Genomic DNA, 23,070 nt, shown 5'->3' with positions numbered 1-23,070 from the left:
GTTTCATCCAATGATCTTGACGCCATTTTCGCTGGCAACCAAAACCTTATCCGCCAGTCGTTTAGCAAACAAACCATTTTCCACGACACCGGGAATACAATTGATTGTGTCTTCTAACCGCCTTGCATCAGTAATTTCCAGGTTATAAACATCAAGAATAATGTTGCCATGGTCAGAAATGAAACCTTCGCGATATTCCGGATCCCCCCCTAATTTAACAATTTCACGCGCAACATAACTGCGTGCCATCGGTAACACTTCGACAGCCAGAGGAAAAGAACCTAAATGCTTTACCAGTTTTGATTCATCAACGATGCAAATGAATTGACGCGCTACCGTAGCAACAATTTTTTCGCCGGTCAGTGCGCCACCTCCCCCCTTAATCATTTCGTACCTTTCGTTCACTTCATCAGCCCCATCGACGTAAAGGGGTAAATCGCTTGCTGAATTTAAATCGATAACGGGAATACCAGCGGCACGTAACCGACTCTCGGTTGCCTTTGAACTAGCCACACAAGCATCGATTCGATGTTTGATGGTTGCCAGCTCATCAATGAAGTAATTGACTGTTGAGCCGGTACCCACTCCGATTATCATATTATCATCCACATAAGCTAATGCAGCCTTTGCAGCTTGTGCTTTCAATGTATTCATTTATTACACTCAACAAAAATTGATTGGAAATCGTATTGGTCTTTTGCTGCGAGCATACACGAGGATATCTGGTCCGTGAAGACGATCAATTATTCCGCTTCAAGCTCCAATACCTGACAAAATTTAATGACCACTGAATTGTGGTAGTAAAGTCCTGGTACCCCACCTGACATTTCGCTAGCTTGAGTCGAAAAGGGTTGATTTACGAGCATCGCAGCACAGTTTACATGAGAGTAAATGAGCAGCGAAGCGCAGGAAATCAACCCTTTTCGACCAAGATAGTAGAGATGTCAACAGGCCCTGGTCTTTATTGACTAACAGTCGGTGGAGCCATACCGCTGGGAGGTGTACTGGTTGTTGCTGCTGGCGTAGTTGTCGATGTTGCTGTGGTCGGCGCGATAGTAGGGACAGTAGGTGGTTCAATAGGAACACTGGCGTTGGTAGTGGTTGATTGAGTAGCTGGTGTTACAGACGCTTTCCCTGTTGAAGTAGAACCACTAGTAGACGTTGTATATTGAGTCGATTGCGACTGCGATTGTGATCTATTCGCCCTGCCATAACCGGCCCCTGTATGATGGCCTGGTTCGTAGGAGCGCTGGGAAGAATCGCTAAAAAGTTCTTCGATACCCTGGCATCCGGTTAATAGTAAGGGAGCTGTACATAATACAGCGACAGTCAGATTCGCAAAAGAAACAATTTTTTTCATGCTGTCATCCTTGAAATTGAGTGATTTAACATCTGTTTAGCCATTCTAGCTGCTGCAAGCCCACTTGTAAAATCAACCTGCAATTTACCACCAAACAAGAAAACGGCAGGTAAAAATAGAACAAACATGGAGCACACGAGTATTCGCATGGACACAGCAATTCTCCCGCTGACAGAGTTCCCGATGAAGTCCAATGTAAATAGTAGGCATAGAGGTGGGCAAGCCTTAGGCTCTGTCGTATACTGAATGACAAATCATTACAAGGACTACCTATGATTTATCAAAACATTCTCGCCACTATAGGACATACGCCTGTGGTAAAAATTAATCGACTGGGCGCCAAACTTGCCTGTGAACTTTATGCTAAATGCGAATTTCTTAATCCAGGCGGCTCCGTTAAAGACCGTATCGGTTATGAAATGGTAAAGAACGCAGAGCGTGAAGGGCGAATCAAACCAGGCGATACGTTAATTGAACCCACTTCAGGCAATACAGGTATTGGGATCGCTCTGGCAGGTGCAGTCATGGGTTATAACGTGGTTATTACCATGCCCAACAAAATGAGTCAGGAGAAACAATCTGTTTTAGAGCGCCTGGGAGCCACCATTTATCGTACTCGTACTGAAGCAGCATGGAATGACCCCGATAGCCATATTTCACTTGCCAAAGACTTACAACGTCAAATTCCTAATTCACATATCCTTGATCAATATGCCAATCCAGATAACCCCAATGCGCATTATCAGGGTACTGCTCAGGAAATCATTGACGATTTTGGTAAGGATTTACATATGGTAGTCGCCGGTGTAGGTACCGGAGGAACGATAACAGGGATTGCCAGAAGACTAAAAGAATATAACCCTGCAATTAAAATTGTGGGTATCGATCCTGTTGGCTCTATTCTGGGTGGTGGTGACGAAATTAAGCCTTACCACGTGGAAGGAATAGGGTATGATTTCTTTCCTGATGTGCTGGACAACCGCTTAATTGATACCTACGTTAAAACAAATGATGCCGATTCGTTTCGAGTTGCAAGAGAATTGATTCGTGAAGAGGGATTATTAGTTGGCGGCTCTTCCGGCGCTGCCATGTGGGGTGCATTGCAAGCGGCAAGTTCTCTTCGCGAAGGACAAAAATGTCTGGTTATTTTGCCGGACTCCATCCGTAATTACATGTCTAAACATGCCAATGATGAGTGGATGAAAGAACAGGGTTTCCTTTAAGGGCCATTTAAAAAAACGGCCACACAAGGTGGCCGTTTCAATGTCATACACTTTTATTTAAGTGCCGGCATAGCTACTCTAAAATCGTCATCGTGTTCAATCTTGGCAAAGACCACCCCTGGATCCAACTGGCCAATACTGATTGCCCGGGCAATGGCATGTACCAGCTCTTTAACGACTTGCTTATCATGGCTATCAGAACCCAACCTGACTGCTTTGATTTTCGCTCCAGGTTTCGCACTCTCAATGGCTTCGAAAAAGCGTTGATTCCCGTGTTCAAGACCTACATATTTTACCCGGCCCTGCAAATAATCACTCTTTGCCATGCCTTTAACATAAATCTCAAGCAATTCTTCTTTGGTCACTTCACCTGCAATGACACTTGCAGTGAGTTGATTGACAGTATTTTCAAATTCCTCCAGCAAACGCTGATCTTCTGCTGCAATTTTAGCCAGAATTTCAGACAAAGGAGGATCCTGAACAGTTTGAGTGACAGGTTGTAACGGTCCCATATTCTTTTGTTGCTCACTAATATTCATAAAGCGAGCTGGCTGACTTACGCGGGGTATATAATGTCCATTCTGTAACTGCATTACAACCTCTGCTGTGTTATCAGAAGAAGCATTATATTGCAGGCGCATAGGCAACTCTTTATTCTTTGTCACCACATGTACTTCGATAGGCAATTTCAGAGCATTAGCCAATGCTGCAATAGCACTCTCATCAATCCAGGTTGTTTCCTGGCGCATCCGTTCTGGCGTTGCTTCCTTATCTTCATTGGCATGCTGATCATTATCCTCGAAAGAAGCAAAGGCCCCGCGATATTTCTCTGGATGTGCACATAATTCATCAACCGCGATCTGGCGTAAAACATAAGCCAATCGACGAGTACATTCCGCTATCGCTAGAGGGCTTCTAGTCATACTTTCCAAGCGATCTCTTGCCGTACGGCCAAAAGGCTGTGGATGAGGAAAATATTCGAAGTAACGCGCAAGCAGTCTTTCAAGAATCTGTTGATTATCAACATTTCTCTTAAATAAATAATCATCAATTAGACAAGCTGCAATCGACCTAAAACCACAATCGCCAGTTCCACCCACATTGACAAAAGCTGGCTCTGAAGAGGTTTTGACAATGGGCTTTGCAACACTGCCAAGTTGGCGCGTAAAAAAGCCTGGTGTCGATGTAACAGACAAAGTAGGCACAATGTTCTCCACGCTATAGTTATGATTCCATTCTAATCAATTAAGGTTAAGGGAATATTAACATTAAATTTACAATAGAATGCACGAATCATGCCCATTAAGATCTTATTAATGGCAATTAGTGCTGATAAAGTTCTTTATTTCCTGCGTAAAATAGGGGCTCCATAAATCATTATGGCCTCTATCAGCAATACTCACTAAATGCTTGGGCTGATTTGCCTGTTCGAAAAGGATCAATCCTTGCTCATAGGGAATAATGCGATCTTGCTTACCATGCAGGATCAATAGAGGGGCGTGGATAGTTTGAATACGCGCCAGAGAATCGTATTTATCCCATGGTGATATCAAAAGCCAAGGGTAGTGAAATCGTGCGACTGCTGACATTGACGTGTAGGGTGATTGTAAAATCAGCGCGCAAATGGGGAACTCCGTAGCCAGTTCAGTTGCCACGCCAGTGCCCAATGATTCCCCATAGAATATCAATTGGCTGTTTCTAACTCCTTGATTTAGCAGAAATTGAACGGCTGCACGGCCATCCTGATAGAGCCCTTGTTCTGTGGGTTGGCCCTGATTACCTCCATAGCCCCGATATTCCAGTAACAATACACCAAAACCGCTCGCTAGAAATTGCCGCACGAAAGGCATTCGGTGGCCAATATGCCCTGCATTACCATGTAGAAATAGCAAGGTAGGTTGCTCTGAGGCGGCGGGTTTGTACCAAGCGTTTAAGCTTAATGCATCCACTGTATGTAGCGTGATTTGCTGCATATCACCTGCCTGGTAGGCATGGCGCTCAGGCTGTTCCCTTGCTGGAAAGTAGATCAAATTCCTCTGCCAATAATAAATAATTAGCAGCGCAATAAGAAAAACGAAGAGAATAGTAATGATCACGTGTTTAAGCATCGGAAAACCGTTTTAAGCACATACAGGCGGATAAGCGAAAAAAGCATAAAATAGACCATTTCACTCTAATAAAGTTATACACTGTATTAAGGGAACGAATGGGAGAGGGTATGACGCCTCAAAACACACCGATACTTCACAGGCCAGGGACTACCTAATTTAATATGTTACTTGCATCCCTTATTGTGATTTGCTCTCTTTTTTTATTTTTGCCCCTCTGGCGACGGCAAATTAAATTACAACGCTGGCGAAAAAGCTTGAGCCTTAATAAGCACTACAAGGTTTATCGACAATTGTATGCAAATGTCGATGGTTTTGCCTTATCTAAAGTAGAAAGGACCAAGCAAGATGCACCGGAATATGTCTATGGAGAAATAGACTTTGAATCCTTTATCGCACTGCTATCCTTAGGCAAACCAGGGCCATCCACTGTCTTCTATGATTTGGGCAGTGGTGTAGGGAAGGCAGTATTGGCTTGCATCATGGTGTTTGACGTAAAAAAAAGCTGTGGCATTGAGCTTTTTTCATCGTTACACCACTGTGCCCAACAGCAACAGCAACGCCTAACATGCATTCGAGACTATGAAACCAAGGCTAACCGCATTAAATTCATACAGGGTAACTTTCTCGAAACCAGTGTTGCCGATGCCAATCTTATTTTTATTAATGCCACCGCTTTTTTTGGCGAAACCTGGTTGGCCATTAGTCAACTTGTTGAGCAAATTCAACCAGGAGCCCTGGTCATTACTACCAGTAAAACACTCCGTTCGGATTTGTTTACCTTAGAGACAGTAACCCAGGTAAAAATGAGCTGGGGCATTGTTAAAGCCTATATCCAACAACGCCAAGATCAAGCGTCACCCGGGCAGGACTGGCAAAAATCAAGGTAAACTAATGTTTTCCCTAGTTGCAAAAGGTAAATTATTTAATAAGATGGATAACAATGCGTTACTATTTAGAATATTATTACAGTTAGTTGATAACATTGAATAATTTCTTTTCGCGTCTATACTTAAATAGAATAAAGAAAGTCGGCACCTGTTGTGTCTTGGTACTGACACCCTAACAACGCGGCTAACCGAGGTGGGTATGATTAAATCGCAACTCATTGCAAACCTTGCTGCAAAAATGACACATCTTCCTGAAAAACAGGTTACTGATGGTATTAACCGAATTCTTGAGTTAATGAGTGAAGCGCTTGTTGATGGCAAACGCATTGAAATCCGGGGCTTTGGCAGCTTCTCACTACATTATCGTCCACCACGCAATGCCCATAATCCTAAAACAGGCGAAAAGGTAGTTACTGAGGCGAAATATAGTCCTCATTTCAAGCCCGGAAAAGAGCTTAGAGAGCGGGTTGACGCATCACGAGGCCATATCCCGCTCAAAGACACCGACGACTAAACGCCGTATGGAATCAGGTGCGCGGTAACGTAACGCCAGTCTGCCCTTGATATTTTCCACCTCTGTCGCGGTAAGATACCGCGCAAACTTCATCGGATTCCAGAAAGAGCATCTGCGCCACACCCTCATGAGCATAGATTTTAGCGGGGAGTGGCGTGGTATTGGAAAACTCCAGGGTCACATGACCTTCCCATTCAGGTTCCAACGGTGTGACATTCACAATGATACCGCAACGTGCGTAGGTTGATTTACCTAAACAAATCGTTAATACATTACGCGGGATACGAAAGTATTCTACTGTACGAGCCAAGGCAAAAGAATTGGGAGGAATGATGCAAACATCGGATTTTACGTCTACAAAACTATTCGCATCAAACGCTTTTGGATCAACAATAGCGGAATTAATATTGGTGAATATTTTAAATTCATCCGCGCAACGCACATCATAACCGTAACTGGAAACCCCATAAGAAATGATTCGGCCTTTATCTGTCTCACGCACCTGTCCGCGTTGATAAGGTGAAATCATCCCATGTTCCAATGCCATTTTCTCTATCCAGCGATCTGACTTTATTGACATGTAATGCCCCGTGTATATTTTGCTAACAAAAAGCACTTTCTACCACAAACACATTTGGAGGGGAAGGGGAAAGTCATTTGCGCGGTTTAATAAAAACTGTGCCGTCTGCATTTATTCGCAGGTTCCCCAGTGAGTTCTTCATTTAGAGATAAATTAAGGGTGAGAAAGGTAAATTTATATCGTCTAATGACTGGCAAAATAATTAACAACAATAAATTGGCAAAAAGAAAGTCAATATGTTTTTTATTTTTTCTTTCAAATGAAAAATATTTTTCAAAGATTTAATCAACGAAGGATCTCAAGTATAGTGGTTATTTTAAAATCTATTTACGCATGAAAAGAATTGATGGGATTGATATTACACGGGGCTTGTTAGCTCTATCGGTTGCAATTTATCATTATATTCAGTTTTTAGATCTCAATTATTTAAAACAGTTTCATGGCATTATGACGGCAGGAATAGCAAGCGTCGATGGCTTCTTCGCTATTAGCGGCTTTGCCTTGTTTTACAGTTATCATAAAACAGATTTTAGTAATATCAAGAATGCAGGAACTTATTTTTATAAACGTTTTGCTCGAATAGCCCCCTTATTCTACCTTTGTATGTTGCTTAATACTCTCCAAGCACCAATAATCCTGCTAATTGTTTCTAGTTTATTTCTAGTTGGTTTGGTTGGAGAGAAAAAAGCGCCATCCTTGTTAAAATATCCTTTCCTAATAATCACTTTCATTCTGCTAATACAACTGGTCACTCCTTTAACCAACCCCAGTGAAAAATTAATGAATGCCAATAATTTATTGTTTATTTTTGGCTTTATTAATACTAATTTAACTCCGGTGAGAGGGGGTTGGTCTATCGGTATCGAATATGTCTTCTATTTTTTGTTGCCTTTTATTCTCTGTTTAACCAGAAATGATCTCAAGTATTTAACTGTTCTTACTTTATTTACAATTTTTTTGGCAGTGGATTACCAGTTTTTAAACAATACTAATCTTTATACCTATAATTCAACCGAACATGTCCAGGAATTAGTAGCCAATTGGCCCCTTTATACAAACCCGCTCAATCACTTCTATTTCTTTATGGCAGGAATTCTTTTATTCATCGTCTATGAGCGTTATCGGACACAGTTGCGTCAAAAACAGCAACTTCTAGTAAAGATTATTTTGATTTTACTCGTTATTTATATGGTATTGGATAAAATTGTTGGAAATCCAAGTTATGGTTTTGGACGTTTTTGTTATTCGCTTTTAACCCTGGCTATTATAAGCCTCACGCCCTTTATTGAGATAAAGAGCACTTGGTTAAGAAAAAAATTAATCATGTTAGGTGATATCAGCTACAGTGTTTATCTAATCCAATTTCCCGTCTATACCTGCGTTATCTATTTAACCAGGAAATTCACTTTGTTCAATAAAACTGAAACTTTCTTCATTGCCTTACTAAGCTTGCTATCTATTTCCTATTTTATTTATAAATGGTACGAAGTACCTAGTAAAAATTGGTTAACAAATCTGGCTTTTTCTCCCCGGAAAAATAGCCTTGAGCTTTCAGAAACAACCTAAATTTTTTTGCTCCAATCATTTTTCATCCCTCATTTACCAGGGGCTCTTCATTATCAATACTGCTTAAATGGTAGCGTTTACCACTTCGATACAATATGGAAGCACCTACGGCCGTTGCAAAAAGGATAGAAGCAAGTGAGCTTAATTTGCCATGATAAGTCAGGCTCACTAACCCCGTGGCTAATAACCCCGATATGCCAAGGCCAGTTGACAATACAGCCATTCGTGAACCCATAGGGGCATCGGATGATTCAATCGCCAAGCGTTGCAGCGATGCGGAAGAAAGCCCAAAACCAAAAGCAAAAAGCATGATGCCGCCAATTAGCCCAAATAAATGCGAGGGGTAGATCAACGACGTGGCCATAGAAAAAAGACTGCCTGCCAATAGAATAAACAATCCCAGCTCAATTAGCTGATTAAGCCTCATTTTGTCTACAAGAAACCGTACTAATCGGTTAGCAACCATATAAAAACCAAAAACCAGTAACTGAAAAATTCCAAAATAAAGTGGCTTATAATGAAATTCGTTAGTGACCAGGAAAGGTCCACAAACTAGCCAGCTCATGAAACCACAAAACATAAGCCAATAGGGCAATAAATAATGCATAAACTGCCAATTAGTCACGATACTTTTATACTGACCTAACACAAAAGGGAGATTGAGTGGTGTGCGTTTGTCAGCCGCCAGGGTTTCTGGCATACGCGCCAGAACCCAACCCGTAATTAATAGACCCCAAACAAATAAAGATAGAAAAATCCACCGCCAATTTGTTAATGTCGCCAAAAGCCCGCCGAGGAAAGGACCTAAAGCAGGGGCAAGAACCGTAATACTGCTCATTGTCGCTAAAAGGCGAACCGAATTCTTTTGGTCATAGAGTTCATGGATACTGGCATATCCGGGAACGATGATAAAACAGATTGTACACCCTTGAAAAAAACGCGCTGCAATCAAAATGCTAATGTTAGGTGCGATTGCACATACGAAAGTGGATAACACAAAAATTAACATACCCGTTATAAAAACCGGACGTCTGCCAACTCGATCGCAAATAGGTCCTATAAATAATTGCATCGACATACCGCCTAAAAACCAAGCAGACAAAGTGAGCTGGACAAGGCTGGTAGAGACATCCAAATCATGCATCATATCGGGTAAAGCAGGCAGATACATATCCGTTGAAAGAAAAACTGCCATTTCAGCACAGATCAGAATCAGGGGGAAAATAAAAAGATTTTTAAACATTCAGATATCCACAGTAACAGGATTGATGGGCAGGCCCCATCAATCAGAGAAAATCACGCTGACATTGCATTTTATTAGTACAAGTACAAAACCTTCCTTGCTTAGAAGGAAGGCTCATAACCAACTTATTAAATATTAATTAGTGCTTGTGGATTAGGCTTTGATAAATAGTCTTCCAATTGCTCTTCACTAAAAAAGCATTTTGAAGATCGAAGCTGCGAATCATGCTTAACAAATGCAATATCAACCTGCGCCAGGGCATTATCAATGGCGCGATAATGGCCTTCTAATACCTCATAACAGCGATAACCTAAATCAACCATGGTTGAAATAATTTCATGAATTTCAGGAGCACCCTTACGAAACTCATGAAAAGAGGTTTCGATAATTAAAATATCAATTTTATCCAAGAGCTCTTTAGAGCCTTTCAATACTTCTAACTCATTACCTTGTGTATCTATCTTCAACAAGCTTGGACGTGCTATTGTTTGGGGAATCAACGTATCTAATCGTCTCAAAGGCACTGTAATTTTTTTCCCGTCAAACGATTCCCCCTCCCATTGGCGTAGGCAACTTGAGCCAGAAATGTCATCGTGGAGAAAAAATTCAATTTCACTATCTTCTGCACCTGCAGCCACATTATGAGTAGTAGCACCAATCGTATTCTCAAGCTTTTTAAGTAAAGGTAAACAGTGAGGTACAGGCTCAACCAGATAAAACTTTGCTTCTGGCAAAAATTTATGAAGCGCGGGCGTACCATAAGCGATCCCGACATCAATAACGGTTTTAATATGAAAATTAAGTCTTTTCAAATGGCCAATAAAGGAGCCAAAATCTCTATTTGGAGTATTCTTGGTTGACAACTTCAGATTAAGAGGAGATAAAAGGCGATTTGCAATTGGAAACAAATAGGATGCCAAAAGATGTTTATTAAATTTCATTGATTGTTCCCTAATCTTTAACTATAAACTGGGTTACAAAATAACCCGGGATTGTATATTATTTTTACCGTAAAAAGAATATCTCGCCTTAAAATTACAGTTATTATTATATTATCAAGGTAGTTTGCATCTATTTGGAGTCATCTTATGCCCATCCAAACACCCATTAATGCCAAACCCAAAAAAAATTCTCTTATTGTCTGTGCGGGCACAGTAACCTGCCACACCGTATCCAGTATGGGAGCAGGTTTCACGGTCTTTAAAGCGTATTTTGACAAGAATCTTCATCACGAAAATCGACCTGGTGGTTGGGTTGCTGCCTTGCAGTTACAATTGGATAATTTTCATCAGCAAAAACAAGAAATGCCCGCTTATAGTCGTCTTGCAAGACAAGATGATTATCTTGGGGGTGTAGCCAGGGGCTTTTCATGACTAGAAATAAACCAACCATTGTCCAACTATTTTTTAGCCAACAGTCGACGAAAGATTTGGTGAATTTAGATGGTGATTTTTGTTTATTCTAAATGGTAAATAAGTAATCTTATTCAGGATGCAGACGAACCGGACTATTAATTCCAGTATATTCAATGATATTGATTACACAAGATTATAAAGCAAGCAAGGTCAGCAAATAATCCAGATCCCATGCAACACGCTTCAGCCTGGATCGTACGCTGCGTTTCTTACCCTCAGGCTGTTTTATTTTTACTAAGTTTAGCAATAGCCGTTTAGTTCTTGCAAAATTTTCAGCTGCTACATCATCATATTTTTTATCTTTATCATCATTAAGATGGACATCTAATTGCCAGTGATATTCATTTTCAATCGACCAGTGGTCGCGTACATAACGACTTAGATTTGGGTTATCCGCATCATGGCTTGTAACGTAATAACGCCATTGTGCAATGACTTCAGGGGTATTTGTGGTAGAGCTTATGGTTTCAGTGGCAATAATGGTTTTTATTCCAGTAAAAGCAAAAGGTTTTGCTTCTTCCGGTAAAGGATAAGCAAAATAGCGCCGTCGTACTGACCGACCATGGCTTTCATCAAAAGCATCCTCAATCAAATTACAGGGTTTTTCTCCATGTTCTTTTGAATAATCATGAACCGCTTGATATAAAGAAGGCTGATTTTTCTTCAAACCAATAACAAAATCACCGCCTTTCTCAATTATCTTTTTTAAGATTTCTTCCTGACAACCGATGGCATCGATTGATATCGTGCAACCTTCTACTGTAAGTAAATCAAGAAGCAAGGGAATCGCTTTTATTTCATTTGATTTACTGTCCGTTCTGATATCTGCAAGTGATATTTTATTTGAAACACTCCAGGCACTTACCATTTGGATGGCTCGTACTTCCTTGGATGAACAACGAGTTCCTCTTAATGTTTTACCATCAATAGGTATTTGATCTTCCGGTGCTTTATCTTTAATGACTATTCCTAAGGTTCCTTCAATCAAAGCGCTCCATGAACTGGGGGCAATCACTGAAAATACACGGCGGAACGTGCTGTAACAGGGGATTCCTGGCGACATATCTATATAATTTGACAACCAGTCTTTTCGTGATTCAGTGAATACAACCATATCATCCCAACTTTCTGCACCACAAAATATAGCGCATATAGACATGAATAACAGGGAAGATAACGGATAAATGATTTTCTCTTGTTCTCGTACGTCTTCAACTGTAGATAAAAAGGCTAATACTTCGGTCATCTGTCTCTTTCGTCAGTTCAATTAACTACGCGATTATACTGAATAGCTGACTAATTTATAGTCATGAAAAGACCCTGGGGGTGTAGCCACCGTACCTGATCAATTCGGGCATAAAGGATTGACCTTTGCCAAAATTCTCTCTGAACAAGATTTGCAAGCACAATATAAGGAAGCAATTAGAGGAGCAGTAAGAGACGCCTTGCTCCTGCAACGCCCTCTGTTTATTCAACCGTTAGGCATTGGTGTGTATGGTTGGGATCCTGAACTCGCTGCAACCTTTTTTGCGGAAGTAATTTGCCAAACCGATCCCGAGGGCAAACTGGATATTAGCATTCCTATCTTTAATCCCTCCCCAGGGTCCAGTAACGAAAAATTCAAACTCCATTTTGCTAGTGAAATGGAAAAGAATGGACATCCCATTAGACGATAAGCAGTTCAAATACTGCGACGTCGCAGAAATCGTTCTCAGATACAAGCGAGAGGTGGACACCGCAGAAAGGGAAAAGGAAAGAGCAAAGAACCCGAATTTTCATCAAGAAAACGTAGGCTCATGGATACGGATGCGGAGTTATCGATTTTTCGTCCCCTCTACACAAGAAGACAGCCTATGAATACGAATATCAGTATGAATGTTTGCCAAAAACAGGTCATTAGGGCAGTTTTACATTTACTCTCCTGTCGACACACGCCAGTAAAACTACCAATCGAACTTACATTATTTGTTATTCATTTTTCGTAAAAATTCTCCCAGTTCGATCGGCATGGGAAAAACAACCGTCGAAGTATTGCTTCCTGCTAAACTGGCGAGCGTTTGCAAATAACGTAATTGCATAGCCTGTGGTTCTTTCACCAGCACTTGCGCAGCTTGTAATAGTTTTTCTGAGGCTTGTAATTCACCTTCTGCATGAATAACTTTTGCCCTTCTGTCCCGTTCCGCTTCGGCTTGTTTCGCAATGGCGCGAATCATACTTTCATCCAAATCGACACGCTTGATTTCCACATTAGACACTTTAATACCCCAACCATCCGTTTGAGCATCCAATATTTTTTGTACATCACTATTCAACTGTTCTCGTTCTGCCAGCATTTCATCCAATTCATGTTGGCCTAGAACAGAACGCAGAGTAGTCTGTGCCAATTGGCTGGTTGCCTCAAAATAATTTTCTACTTGAATAATTGCCTTTTGGGCGTCAACAACCCGGAAATAAAGTACCGCATTAACACGAACAGAAACATTATCGCGCGAAATAACGTCTTGGCTAGGTACATCCATTACCACTGTCCGTAGATCAACACGAACCATTTGTTGCACACCAGGAATAATAATCACCAGTCCTGGTCCCTTAACCCGCCAAAAGCGGCCGAGCATAAACACGACACCCCGTTCATATTCTCTAAGTACACGAAACGCAGCCAGAAGTATGAAAATGACAAGAATTACAAAGAACCCGAAGAATGAAGCCATGATTTTCCCCTTAGGCATCCTTACTGCTGATATTGCAATCAGCGTCATGATTGATCTCTTCTACCTGTAATTGTAGACCCTTGGTAGCAACCACCCTTACGCGTTTATCCGCAGGAATAGGTTGGCTTGCATGCACACTCCAAATTTCGCCTCTAATGACTGCCTGACCACAGGGATCAACGATTCCTAAAGTTCGGCCTTCAGCCCCGAGTAGAATATCAACGCCGTGTTGTATTTTTTGTTTTCTTGATTTAATCGCTATCGTAAACAAGGCAAATATAAACACTATATTGACTGCTGCCATCGCCCAAATCGCTGACCAGGCAATTTGATAACTGGTATGATCACTATCAATAAGCAACACAGAACCAATAATAAAAGATACCGTCCCTCCCAAACCGAGAGTCCCAAAACTTGGAGTAAATGCCTCTGCGGTAATCAGTATAATACCGAGAATAATCAGGCCAAGGCCCGCATAATTGACAGGCAAGAGTTGCAGGGCGTATAAAGCCAATAAAATTGCTACGGCACCAACAACACCAGGGAGCATAAATCCTGGATTCATCAATTCAAAAAAAATACCGTATATCCCTAAAAGTAAAAGCAAATAGGCCACTGTCGGCTCTGTAATGATCTGTAGAAATCGTGTTCGCCAATCGGGAGTTATGCTCTCTACCTCTGCTTCCTCTGTGTTTAACTGAATTCGTTGGTTATCCTGGATCACGATTAAACCATTTAATTGGGTTAGAAGATCAGCGCGATTTTTAGCGACGATATTAATCACACCGGCTTTAAGAGCCTCATTTGCAGTTAATGTCGCTGCATCCAGAATTGCTTTTTGTGCAAATACGGCGTCACGACCACGTAGTTGGGCAAGGGAGCGAATATAGGCAACCGCATCATTCGTTACCTTGTTGTCCATTGTTGATTTCTGCTTTGTCGTCTTATCTGTCTTATCAATATCACCCAACAGGTTGACAGGACTGGCTGCTCCTAAATGGGTACTGGGTGCCATGGCCGCCACCGTACTGGCATAAAGCAAAAAAGTCCCTGCACTGGCCGCTCGGGCTCCATTAGGTGAAACATACGTTACAACGGGTACTTTGGAAGAAAGAATATCCAGTACGATCTGGCGAGTTGATTTATCCAAACCACCCGGGGTATCCAATTGGATCAAAATAAGGCCTGTGCCATTTTGTGCATCATGGATAGCACGTGACAAATAGTCGGCTGTTGCAGGGCCTATTGCCCCATTAATGTTGAGTTCAATCACTTTCCCAGGTGCTGCAATCACGGGCAATAGAATAACCAGTAAACTTAACAAGACAACTACACGATGTATCAGTTTCCTGCTCATCACATCGTACCTTTGTCAGTCAAAAGCTCGATTAGGTAACCATCTGGATCTTTAACGAATGCTAAAATAATATCGCCATATTTCATGGGGCCTGCATCCCTGACAATGTTCCCGCCCTGGGCTTTAATGCGGGCACAAGCTTGATAGACATCGTCCACGGCAATCGCAATATGTCCGTATGCATCACCTTTCTCATAACTGGTCTTATCCCAGTTATAAGTAAGCTCTAACTGTGCTCCTCCAGGACTATCGGGATAGCCGAGAAAGACCAAGCTAAAACGCCCTTCAGGATATTCCTTATGGCTTATTAATTTCATATTTAGCACGGAGGTATAAAAAGCAATGGATTTGTCCAGGTCTGTAACCCGCAGCATGGTATGTAGAATTCGCATAAAACATCCTGTTCTACCACTTATTTGATTAAGCATAGCAGGATTTTGGGGGATAAGCCGTGTTCTATAGGATTTTAAGGATGACTGTCAAAAAGGTTACCGCGCAATTGACTGCGCGGTAATAAAACTGCTTTCACTCTTTTTTAGAAATACACACCGATTTGGGCAAGTATAGTATCGGAAGATCGACCAGTACCAATTGTATTTTGGTTGACCACGTCTGGAGGTGATGCACCATTAGCGAATTGGTTGATTCTATAATCGTTGTCATGACGGTATTCAAGGCTTTCAACAGTATCTTTCCATATCGAAATGCTATATACGCCAGCCAACCGCCGCTTGGGTAAATTTAAGGCCAAGCTGTCTTTGGTCCACTGATAACCGATTGAGAACGATGAGGGCTTACAAAAACTCATAAAGGTTACGCCAGCCTCTAACTGGATAGCCTGTGGTTTTGCTCCTCGGCCATTAAAACTTAAATCTTGTGTTCTAAAGGCCTTTGTAGCGCCCACCCATTCGGCAGTAAAGTTATAGCGATCGATATTCATGTTCCAATGAACACCTAAACCCGGTACTTTACCTACTCGCTCATTACCATTGGTTATCGAACTAAAACCACCAAAGGTTGTACCAGGAGACGAACCAGTATCCTGCATTCCTGCTGAATCATCAATCGAACCTATATAGCTCGCTCCAATTTCTCCAGCCATATCACCTGATTTGATCGTATAACCCAGGTTGACCCCGCCTACACCCGATTTTCCCAGTGTAGTATCTGATCGGAAACCATAGACAGCGGCGTAAGGTCCAGAGTCATATTGCGATTTATAACCGAGAATGAAAGGCCGAGATTTTGTTCTGGTCAATCGTAAGGTCAAAGGAGAACTGATCATTGCACTGGAGTAACGGCCAAAGGGTACGTATAATTGTCCCGCAGTGAAATAATAGGGGGATTGATCCAAATCACCAATATTGACAAACCCCATGTTTAATTGGAAAGCCGAATTGCTAACGCGGGGACCACTCACCAAAGGTGGTGTTTCATCGTAAGCAACAGACATAAATGCTTCTACCTTATCATTCAACATTGCTGCAACATCAAACTCACTAGAACCTAAATCGATATCACCAGTGGTGTTGCCTGCATAGGAGCGGTTAAAGTTGGCAACAGGTTCAGCTTTTCCACTTAAAGCAATAATAGGGACATTAGGAACCGGGTATCCTATACTTTCATATGCACGGTAAAGACGGCGTCGTTGCTGCATTAAGCGAATATCTCGGTTAATACTTGAAATATTGACGATATAATCTGAACCATCAAAAGCAGGTCTATCACCTGTATAAGGAGCGGTTACTACCGGAGTTCCTGCAATGAAGGTAATTACTTTTCCATCAGCAAGTAAGGCTGTAGGGTAAAAATTACTTGAATCCCGATTGTCATCTACTGTATGAACCGTTAGTGCGCTTGTATGATACGATTTAATTGGTTCATCGCTATGCCGCGCAGGCGGCTTTGCAGACTGAGATCGGCCTACTTCTATCGGCCTTTTGATTACTCTCTTTTTAACTGGTACAGGTTGTCTTGCCCGTACAGGCTTGCTGCTTGATGTCGTTTTGCCAGCTTGCTTGGGTTTACTGGCCTTCTTCACCGCAGGCTTATTCACAGATTGAGTCACTAACTGTTTTTGCAAACGGTTTAATTGAGTCTGTAGTGCCTGTGTCTGGCGTTGTAAACGTAAAATTTCGCGCTGCAGTTGTTCATTATTTGCAGCAAAAAGCGAGCCTGAGAAAATCGCGAGCGCGATCATTATTAATACTTTATGTTTCACGAGGAGTACTCCTGAATGTTTTTTTTACTTCCTGGATAGTTTGGCGAGGCGATTATATCGTGCATTGAACTTATTGGCCAGTGATTGTGCACAATATTTATTGTTTGATTCTTATGGACTTATGAATAGAAAACATTAAAAACAGCAGGCAAAAAAAAAGCCCATTTTCATGGGCCTCGGAAGGAGTATTAACTATCAATTTTAGGCATTACCAACCCATTTCAAACCGAAGTAGGGACCAAAAAGACCAAAATCGCTGTTTGTTGGAATGCGGATAGTGCCAGGAACAACTCCGTTAACCGTAAATTTTCTAGTTGCTAAGGCATTAAAATAATTAACAACCTGGTAACCACCTTCAAGATTGAGCACACCTTGCGCCAATTCATAGGCATAGTTAACACCTACTTTGGCCTCAAGACTTGGAACAATCGATTTCTTACTTGCATAGACATCATTACGCACCAAACCGCTTGGAGCTAAAACAAAGCCAGTAGTATAACGACTTGAACCATACAGAATAGAGGTAGCTGCATTGGCAGTTATACTAAAACTTGAATTCAAGTCATAGGCATAATCAACACCAACAACAGGACCCACACCGTTAAACTCGGAATCACGGGTTTGGCGGAAACCAGCAGGAGCAAGCGCAGCAATTGCCGCAGGTGTTGCTGTATAGTTATTTACAGCATGAATTCGAATGTCTGCGTACTGTAAGCCACCGTAAAAGCGGGCATTTTTTAACAGCCCCATATCGGTATGTTGCCCCAGGACCAAGTTCACTTGATCGAATTTGTTGTCAAGAAACAAATTATAAGGAACATTCGTGGCAGAAAAAGGTGTTACTCCAAAATAACCACTATTCCTTGTATCCACGTCATAGTGCATCCAAGTCATAGTAATATCATTTCCAGTATTGAAGTGATAGGAACCTTCCAAACGATAGCCCCAACCCCAATCACCATCCCATTCCTTAACGCCATTCGTGGTTGTTGTGCTGTTATAATCATAACCTTTGTCAGCATCATAAATTGGCTTTAAATAAAGAGCTTGCACGCCAATATCCCATTGACTTGCTGCACAAGGAACGGTGACATCCCCAGGAGCGCAAGAAGGCGCTGGAGGAGTTGAATACATTCCCGCCGTGGCAACACTACTGACTGCCAAGCCAAGAATAGCTATGGTTGTTTTTTTCAGCATGATCACTCCATTTATCTCAAAAAAAAGCCCATCAACAAGTGATGGGCTTTAATAAAACATTGTCGGTTGACAAATTACACGTTACCAACCCACTTCAAACCAACATAAGGACCGTGTACAGCGAAGTCACTTTCTCTAACGTCAGTTGCATTTACGAAGTGGTTAGCGTTGAAGTAGTTAACCCACATCCAACCAGCATCCAGGGTTAAATCACCTTGTGCCATAGCATAAGTGTATTTAGCACCTACTTTAGCTTCTAATTCAGGGACAATAGCTGTCTTAGAACCAGAGAAGCTGAAAGAAGCTGGGAATACAGCAACGTTGCTGTTGAACTTGCTGTCACCAACCAGGATAGCAGTTGCACCGTTACCATAGATAGCGAAACCATTACCTAAGTCATAAGACATGTCCATACCAACACGAGGACCGAAGCCGTTGTATCTGTGGTTAGTTGAGTTCAAGAAAACGCCTGTAACAGCATCTCTGTAGTCAGTTTCGATACGAGCGTATTGGAAACCGCCGTGGAAACGGATGTTTTTGAACTCACCGAAATCTACGTGTTGACCGAACTCAATGTTAACAGCATCCCACTTAGGCTCGAAACGGTTGTAAACACTGAAAGGACCGAAGTTAGCACCACCAAATGAGAAGGCACCAGCATAAGTGTGAGTAGTTTCATGTTCCCAATGGTACCAGTTAACGTTCAAATCGTTACCAGTGCTGAAGTGGTAAGAACCTTCAATCTTGAAGCCCCATCCCCAATCAGGATCTAAATCACCAAAACGAGTTGAAACGCCGTCAACAACAGAAGGATTCAGACGACGGTAACCGAAGTCAGCATCATAGACGGGCTCAAGGTACAGGGCATATGCACCGAAATCCCATGCAGTTCTTTCGCAAGGAACGGTGACGTTACCAGGGGTACAAACTGGACCCATGGTTCCAGCAAATACTGCACTGCTACCTAAAGCAAGAACAGCTACCGCTGTTTTCTTCAAATTTAACATGCTTCATCTCCACTTTTTTATTATTAATTTCCCGTTTAGCCGTCAAACCACAACTTGGTGTTGACTACAGTACGCAATCATCGCTCTATCCGAGAACGTACATGGACAAATTATCAAGCGCTACTTTATCAAAGTCAACACTATTTCTACAAAATTTCGCTATTAATTCGATAAATAATTTGCTTTACAACACGGCAATGACTCTTTTATGACCACACTAATTAATTCACTATCACTTATTTCAAGTAGCAAATTAATTATGCGTGACAATAAAGAAAAAAAGCCTTTCGTCTAGCAAACCAAATTTTAATATTCATCATAAAAAATAGTTTTATAGAGAACATTAAATATCTTGAATCAATAGGTTGGCTAAGGTTAGTTGACTCTATCAGATAAAGTGTATTCAGCGCAATGATTTTTTCTGAGGATAGGGAGGCTGTTAGCTTGATTTATTTGTATATCTTTATGACCACTCTACGGTTTGCAGCTTTTCCTTCTTCAGTGTCATTTGGAGCTACCGGATTTTGCACGCCATACCAGGTAACTGATAAACGGCTCTGCTGCACACCAAGGCTTAACAGGTAATTTGCTACTGATTTAGCCCGTCCTTCTGACACAGCGTTATTATACGATTTTCTACCGGTGTCATCTGTATAGCCTGCAACTTTCACTCGTTTAACCAAAGGGTCAGCGCGACAATATTCAGCAACTTTCTTTAATTGTTGTTTTGCCGCATCACTTAACTCATCACTGTCCGTATTAAAGAGTAATATACTTTCCCGCACACTGGCATAATCAAAGGGTAGAAGATTCCCCAAACAACGCTGATATTTTGCATACACTTTTTGGAAGTTTGCTGGCGACAACGAAACAGTCACTGCAAAGCCTTGTTCTGACTGATATTGAAATCGTGTTTGGTATCCTTGTGCCAAATAAGTTAATAATTTGATCGCTGGATCGCGTGGGAGATAAAGACCATATTCACCAGGATTTACTGACGTTTTTGCAATGAGATAAGAATTGCCTCCTGGTTTCCAAACCGGAGGGGCAGCAAATACTACAGCCGGTAATCGTCGTTCCACTTGTTGCCATTTACTTAGAATAAAGTGACTTGGCTTTGCAGCGTACTGTTCAAAGTAGGCAATACCATAATTGGGGACAGTAAGAGACAATCCACACCGTAAACGATTGCCACTCATTCGCCAGTTTTCATCGCCCATAGGACTCTCATAGTGGACACTGATACCAGCCAGGCAGCCATTAATGGGCCAACAGTAAAGGAAAATACTTCCTAAAACTCCTGATGTGATGAAGCGCTTAAATGCCATTTTTTGCTCATCCAGTCCACTAAACCATGATATGCTTTCGTATCGGCATTTTTAGAGGAACCTTTACTTTGCAAACTTTAACGATTACTCGCCCGGATGATTGGCACGTCCATTTTCGCGATGACCTGCTCCTGCAGCATACTGCACCGGCAACAGCACAACATTTTTCCCGTGCACTGGTCATGCCTAATCTGAAACCCGCCCTGACCTCAGTTACTGCTGTGTTAGCCTACCGTGAACGCATCATGGCGGCATTGGGCAAACAAAATTTTACCCCCTTTATGACTTTATATTTAAATGAGCAAGTACTCCCCGACGATTTGGCACAAGCTAAACAGCAGCCTTATATTTTGGGAGCCAAGCTATATCCTGCTGGCGCCACTACTAATTCTGAGGAAGGGGCACGCTCGCTTCAGGCGATTTATCCTTTATTAGAAGTCATGCAACAGCAGGATCTGGTCTTGCAAATTCATGGTGAAGTGACTCAAGGTGATATTTTTCAGCGTGAAGCTGAATTTATTACCAGTTGCCTTAGCCCCCTCATTAAAAATTTTCCTAAACTGCGTGTAGTGCTGGAACATATTTCTACCCAAGAGGCGGTAGAATTTGTTAAACAGGCACCTGAAACCGTCGCAGCAACCATAACCCCCCATCATTTATTATATAATCGTAATCAATTGTTGGCCGGCGGTATCCGACCCCACTATTATTGTTTACCTATCTTAAAACGCGAAAGCGACCAACGTGCTTTGCAACAAGCGGCCATAAGCGGTAATAAAAAATTTTTTGCCGGTACCGATAGCGCACCCCATGCTAAAATCAACAAAGAGAATGCTTGTGGCTGTGCTGGCATTTATTCCGCCCCCTTTGCTGTCGCTATGTATGCCCAGGTTTTTGATGAATTAAATCGACTTGCAAAACTCGATGCCTTTATGGGGCGCTTTGGTGCTGAATTTTATCATCTGCCGATTAATCAAACTCAGCTTATACTAAGAAAAGAGGTTCAACACATACCGGATACATTACCTCTCGGACAGGACTCGGTGGTCCCCGTTGCTGCTGGTGAAACATTACAATGGAGTCCGTATGAGCCCACGTGATGTTGCCCTAAGAACACAATTAAAGAGTAGATTTCGTGGTTTTCTGCCTGTTGTTGTTGATGTAGAAACCGCTGGCATCGATCCTTATAAAAATGCTTTATTAGAAATGTGTGTCGTATTAATCGATCTTGATGAGCAGGGTTGCTTTATACCAACGGCCACCTATTTTGAGCATATTTTACCTTTTGAAGGTGCCGAACTGGATGCCAAATCACTCGAGTTTATTCAAGTTGATCCTTTCCAACCCTTACGCTTTGCCGTTGATGAAAAACAGGCTTTACAAACATTGTTTGCTCCTATTAATCAAGCTTTAAAAAAGAGCAAATGCCAGCGTGCTGTCCTCGTTGGCCATAATGCCTGGTTCGATTTACTATTTATAAAAGAAGCCGCCAAACGAACAGAAATAAAATCGCCATTTCATTCATTTACTTGTTTTGATACTGCGACACTGGCCGGATTTATCTATGGTGAAACTGTATTGGCAAAAGCGGCTCAAGCAGCAGGAATCGCTTTCGACAGCAATGAAGCTCATTCAGCAATTTACGATGCCGAGAAAACAGCAGAATTATTTTGTACTATGTTGAACACATGGCGTGATGCACATACCAGTTCTTAAACTGGCATGTGCAATAGGATTAAAGATTGTCAGAATGGGCAGCGAGGTACTCAGCCACTCCTTTAGGAGAGGCTTTCATTCCTGCCTGGCCTTTTTGCCAACCAGCAGGGCAAACTTCACCATGCTCTTCAAAAAATTGTACGGCATCAATGATGCGTATCAATTCATCGATATTACGGCCAATAGGTAAATCATTCACAATTTGTGAACGCACCATACCATTTTTATCGATAATAAATGCACCGCGAAAAGCAACACCGGCAATCGGGTGTTCAACCCCATAAGATTGGCAAATCGTATGAGTCATATCTGCCGCCATGGTAAATTGTACGGGACCTATACCACCTTCTTTCACCGCTGTATTGCGATAAGCATTGTGTGTGAATTGCGAATCAATAGATACGGCCACCACTTCAACACCACGCTTCTTGAACTCGTCCATACGATGATTAAGAGCAATTAATTCTGAGGGGCAAACAAAAGTGAAATCGAGTGGATAGAAAAACACCACACCATATTTTCCTTTCAATGCTTCGTGCAAATTGTATTTATCTGTTATTTCGCCATTGCCTAGCACAGCAGGAACTGTGAAATCAGGGGCTTTACGTCCAACCAAAACGCTCATCTATATTCT

The 23,070-nt window shown here is 41.8% G+C and carries 24 protein-coding genes; 8 read left to right on the top strand and 16 right to left on the bottom strand.

Features of this window, described 5'->3' with window-relative positions; all coding sequences use genetic code 11:
• Positions 1–3 precede the first annotated feature (3 nt).
• Both rpiA and ACN4Z1_RS02035 read right to left on the bottom strand, forming a co-directional pair.
• Positions 4–654, bottom strand: coding sequence for a ribose-5-phosphate isomerase RpiA (gene rpiA, locus ACN4Z1_RS02040; protein ID WP_228363464.1), 651 nt, complete (start codon positions 652–654; stop codon positions 4–6).
• A gap of 307 nt (positions 655–961) precedes the next feature.
• Entirely contained in the window at positions 962–1,360 is a 399-nt protein-coding gene (locus tag ACN4Z1_RS02035; RefSeq protein ID WP_228363465.1) for a hypothetical protein, read from the bottom strand.
• Between the two features lie 272 nt (positions 1,361–1,632).
• On the opposite strand from ACN4Z1_RS02035, the gene ACN4Z1_RS02030 reads away from it, so the two are divergent.
• Positions 1,633–2,583 carry a pyridoxal-phosphate dependent enzyme gene (locus tag ACN4Z1_RS02030; RefSeq protein ID WP_115222383.1) on the top strand — a complete coding sequence of 317 codons (951 nt, stop codon included), beginning with the start codon at positions 1,633–1,635 and terminating at the stop codon, positions 2,581–2,583.
• A gap of 53 nt (positions 2,584–2,636) precedes the next feature.
• Here ACN4Z1_RS02030 and ACN4Z1_RS02025 read toward each other — a convergent pair whose 3' ends face one another.
• Both ACN4Z1_RS02025 and ACN4Z1_RS02020 read right to left on the bottom strand, forming a co-directional pair.
• Positions 2,637–3,788 (bottom strand): OTU domain-containing protein, encoded by a 1,152-nt coding sequence (locus ACN4Z1_RS02025; protein ID WP_228363466.1) that lies wholly within the window; start codon positions 3,786–3,788, stop codon positions 2,637–2,639.
• 108 nt (positions 3,789–3,896) lie between these two features.
• Positions 3,897–4,691 carry an alpha/beta hydrolase gene (locus ACN4Z1_RS02020; protein WP_228363467.1) on the bottom strand — a complete coding sequence of 265 codons (795 nt, stop codon included), beginning with the start codon at positions 4,689–4,691 and terminating at the stop codon, positions 3,897–3,899.
• A gap of 164 nt (positions 4,692–4,855) precedes the next feature.
• On the opposite strand from ACN4Z1_RS02020, the gene ACN4Z1_RS02015 reads away from it, so the two are divergent.
• Positions 4,856–5,581 (top strand): hypothetical protein, encoded by a 726-nt coding sequence (locus ACN4Z1_RS02015; protein ID WP_228363468.1) that lies wholly within the window; start codon positions 4,856–4,858, stop codon positions 5,579–5,581.
• 151 nt (positions 5,582–5,732) lie between these two features.
• Complete coding sequence (locus ACN4Z1_RS02010) at positions 5,733–6,095, top strand: integration host factor subunit beta (protein WP_162262677.1); 363 nt, start codon at positions 5,733–5,735, stop codon at positions 6,093–6,095.
• Between the two features lie 13 nt (positions 6,096–6,108).
• On the opposite strand, the gene dcd is transcribed toward ACN4Z1_RS02010, so the two are convergent.
• The gene (gene dcd / locus ACN4Z1_RS02005) at positions 6,109–6,675 is read right to left on the bottom strand and encodes a dCTP deaminase (protein WP_058445856.1); all 567 of its coding nucleotides are present in this window, start codon (positions 6,673–6,675) and stop codon (positions 6,109–6,111) included.
• 333 nt (positions 6,676–7,008) lie between these two features.
• Between dcd and ACN4Z1_RS02000 the strand changes: the two genes are divergently transcribed.
• The gene (locus tag ACN4Z1_RS02000; RefSeq protein WP_228363469.1) at positions 7,009–8,241 is read left to right on the top strand and encodes an acyltransferase family protein; all 1,233 of its coding nucleotides are present in this window, start codon (positions 7,009–7,011) and stop codon (positions 8,239–8,241) included.
• A gap of 22 nt (positions 8,242–8,263) precedes the next feature.
• On the opposite strand, the gene ACN4Z1_RS01995 is transcribed toward ACN4Z1_RS02000, so the two are convergent.
• Both ACN4Z1_RS01995 and ACN4Z1_RS01990 read right to left on the bottom strand, forming a co-directional pair.
• Positions 8,264–9,484, bottom strand: coding sequence for a multidrug effflux MFS transporter (locus ACN4Z1_RS01995; protein WP_115222526.1), 1,221 nt, complete (start codon positions 9,482–9,484; stop codon positions 8,264–8,266).
• 128 nt (positions 9,485–9,612) lie between these two features.
• The gene (locus ACN4Z1_RS01990; RefSeq protein WP_115222527.1) at positions 9,613–10,425 is read right to left on the bottom strand and encodes an FkbM family methyltransferase; all 813 of its coding nucleotides are present in this window, start codon (positions 10,423–10,425) and stop codon (positions 9,613–9,615) included.
• A gap of 147 nt (positions 10,426–10,572) precedes the next feature.
• On the opposite strand from ACN4Z1_RS01990, the gene ACN4Z1_RS01985 reads away from it, so the two are divergent.
• Complete coding sequence (locus tag ACN4Z1_RS01985; RefSeq protein WP_228363470.1) at positions 10,573–10,857, top strand: hypothetical protein; 285 nt, start codon at positions 10,573–10,575, stop codon at positions 10,855–10,857.
• Between the two features lie 175 nt (positions 10,858–11,032).
• Here ACN4Z1_RS01985 and ACN4Z1_RS01980 read toward each other — a convergent pair whose 3' ends face one another.
• Positions 11,033–12,145, bottom strand: a complete 1,113-nt coding sequence (locus ACN4Z1_RS01980; RefSeq protein WP_228363471.1) for an ISAs1 family transposase — start codon at positions 12,143–12,145, stop codon at positions 11,033–11,035.
• A 118-nt stretch (positions 12,146–12,263) separates the two neighbouring features.
• Here ACN4Z1_RS01980 and ACN4Z1_RS01975 point away from each other — a divergent pair, with 118 nt between their 5' ends.
• A complete protein-coding gene (locus ACN4Z1_RS01975; RefSeq protein ID WP_228363472.1) occupies positions 12,264–12,575 on the top strand; it encodes a hypothetical protein in 312 nt (103 codons plus the stop codon).
• A gap of 285 nt (positions 12,576–12,860) precedes the next feature.
• Here the strand turns inward: ACN4Z1_RS01975 and ACN4Z1_RS01970 are convergent, their stop codons facing one another.
• The 7 genes from ACN4Z1_RS01970 to ACN4Z1_RS01940 form a co-directional block, all read right to left on the bottom strand.
• Positions 12,861–13,610, bottom strand: coding sequence for a slipin family protein (locus ACN4Z1_RS01970; protein ID WP_228363473.1), 750 nt, complete (start codon positions 13,608–13,610; stop codon positions 12,861–12,863).
• A gap of 10 nt (positions 13,611–13,620) precedes the next feature.
• On the bottom strand, positions 13,621–14,967 hold the full coding sequence (locus ACN4Z1_RS01965; RefSeq protein ID WP_228363474.1) for an NfeD family protein: 1,347 nt from the start codon (positions 14,965–14,967) through the stop codon (positions 13,621–13,623).
• Positions 14,967–15,359 (bottom strand): lactoylglutathione lyase, encoded by a 393-nt coding sequence (gene gloA, locus ACN4Z1_RS01960; protein ID WP_228363475.1) that lies wholly within the window; start codon positions 15,357–15,359, stop codon positions 14,967–14,969. Before gloA ends, ACN4Z1_RS01965 begins: the two co-directional genes overlap by 1 nt.
• 143 nt (positions 15,360–15,502) lie before the next feature.
• A complete protein-coding gene (locus ACN4Z1_RS01955; RefSeq protein WP_228363476.1) occupies positions 15,503–17,188 on the bottom strand; it encodes an LbtU family siderophore porin in 1,686 nt (561 codons plus the stop codon).
• A gap of 201 nt (positions 17,189–17,389) precedes the next feature.
• On the bottom strand, positions 17,390–18,385 hold the full coding sequence (locus ACN4Z1_RS01950; RefSeq protein WP_228363477.1) for an Lpg1974 family pore-forming outer membrane protein: 996 nt from the start codon (positions 18,383–18,385) through the stop codon (positions 17,390–17,392).
• A 74-nt stretch (positions 18,386–18,459) separates the two neighbouring features.
• Positions 18,460–19,392 (bottom strand): Lpg1974 family pore-forming outer membrane protein, encoded by a 933-nt coding sequence (locus ACN4Z1_RS01945; protein WP_228363478.1) that lies wholly within the window; start codon positions 19,390–19,392, stop codon positions 18,460–18,462.
• Positions 19,393–19,841: 449 nt separating this feature from the next.
• Positions 19,842–20,720, bottom strand: a complete 879-nt coding sequence (locus ACN4Z1_RS01940) for a flagellar protein MotY (protein WP_115222535.1) — start codon at positions 20,718–20,720, stop codon at positions 19,842–19,844.
• 68 nt (positions 20,721–20,788) lie between these two features.
• Here ACN4Z1_RS01940 and pyrC point away from each other — a divergent pair, with 68 nt between their 5' ends.
• Both pyrC and rnt read left to right on the top strand, forming a co-directional pair.
• Positions 20,789–21,820, top strand: a complete 1,032-nt coding sequence (pyrC, locus tag ACN4Z1_RS01935) for a dihydroorotase (RefSeq protein ID WP_228363479.1) — start codon at positions 20,789–20,791, stop codon at positions 21,818–21,820.
• Complete coding sequence (gene rnt, locus ACN4Z1_RS01930; RefSeq protein WP_115222537.1) at positions 21,807–22,436, top strand: ribonuclease T; 630 nt, start codon at positions 21,807–21,809, stop codon at positions 22,434–22,436. Before pyrC ends, rnt begins: the two co-directional genes overlap by 14 nt.
• Before the next feature lie 19 nt (positions 22,437–22,455).
• Here the strand turns inward: rnt and ACN4Z1_RS01925 are convergent, their stop codons facing one another.
• Entirely contained in the window at positions 22,456–23,061 is a 606-nt protein-coding gene (locus ACN4Z1_RS01925; protein ID WP_115222538.1) for a peroxiredoxin, read from the bottom strand.
• Between the last annotated feature and the right edge of the window lie 9 nt (positions 23,062–23,070).

It is taken from the genome of Legionella sp. ST3F1 (genome assembly GCF_048553315.1).
GTDB lineage: Bacteria > Pseudomonadota > Gammaproteobacteria > Legionellales > Legionellaceae > Tatlockia > Tatlockia donaldsonii.
The sequence above is the reverse complement of the archived record's forward strand: the minus strand, read 5'-3'. Positions and strand labels throughout refer to the sequence as shown.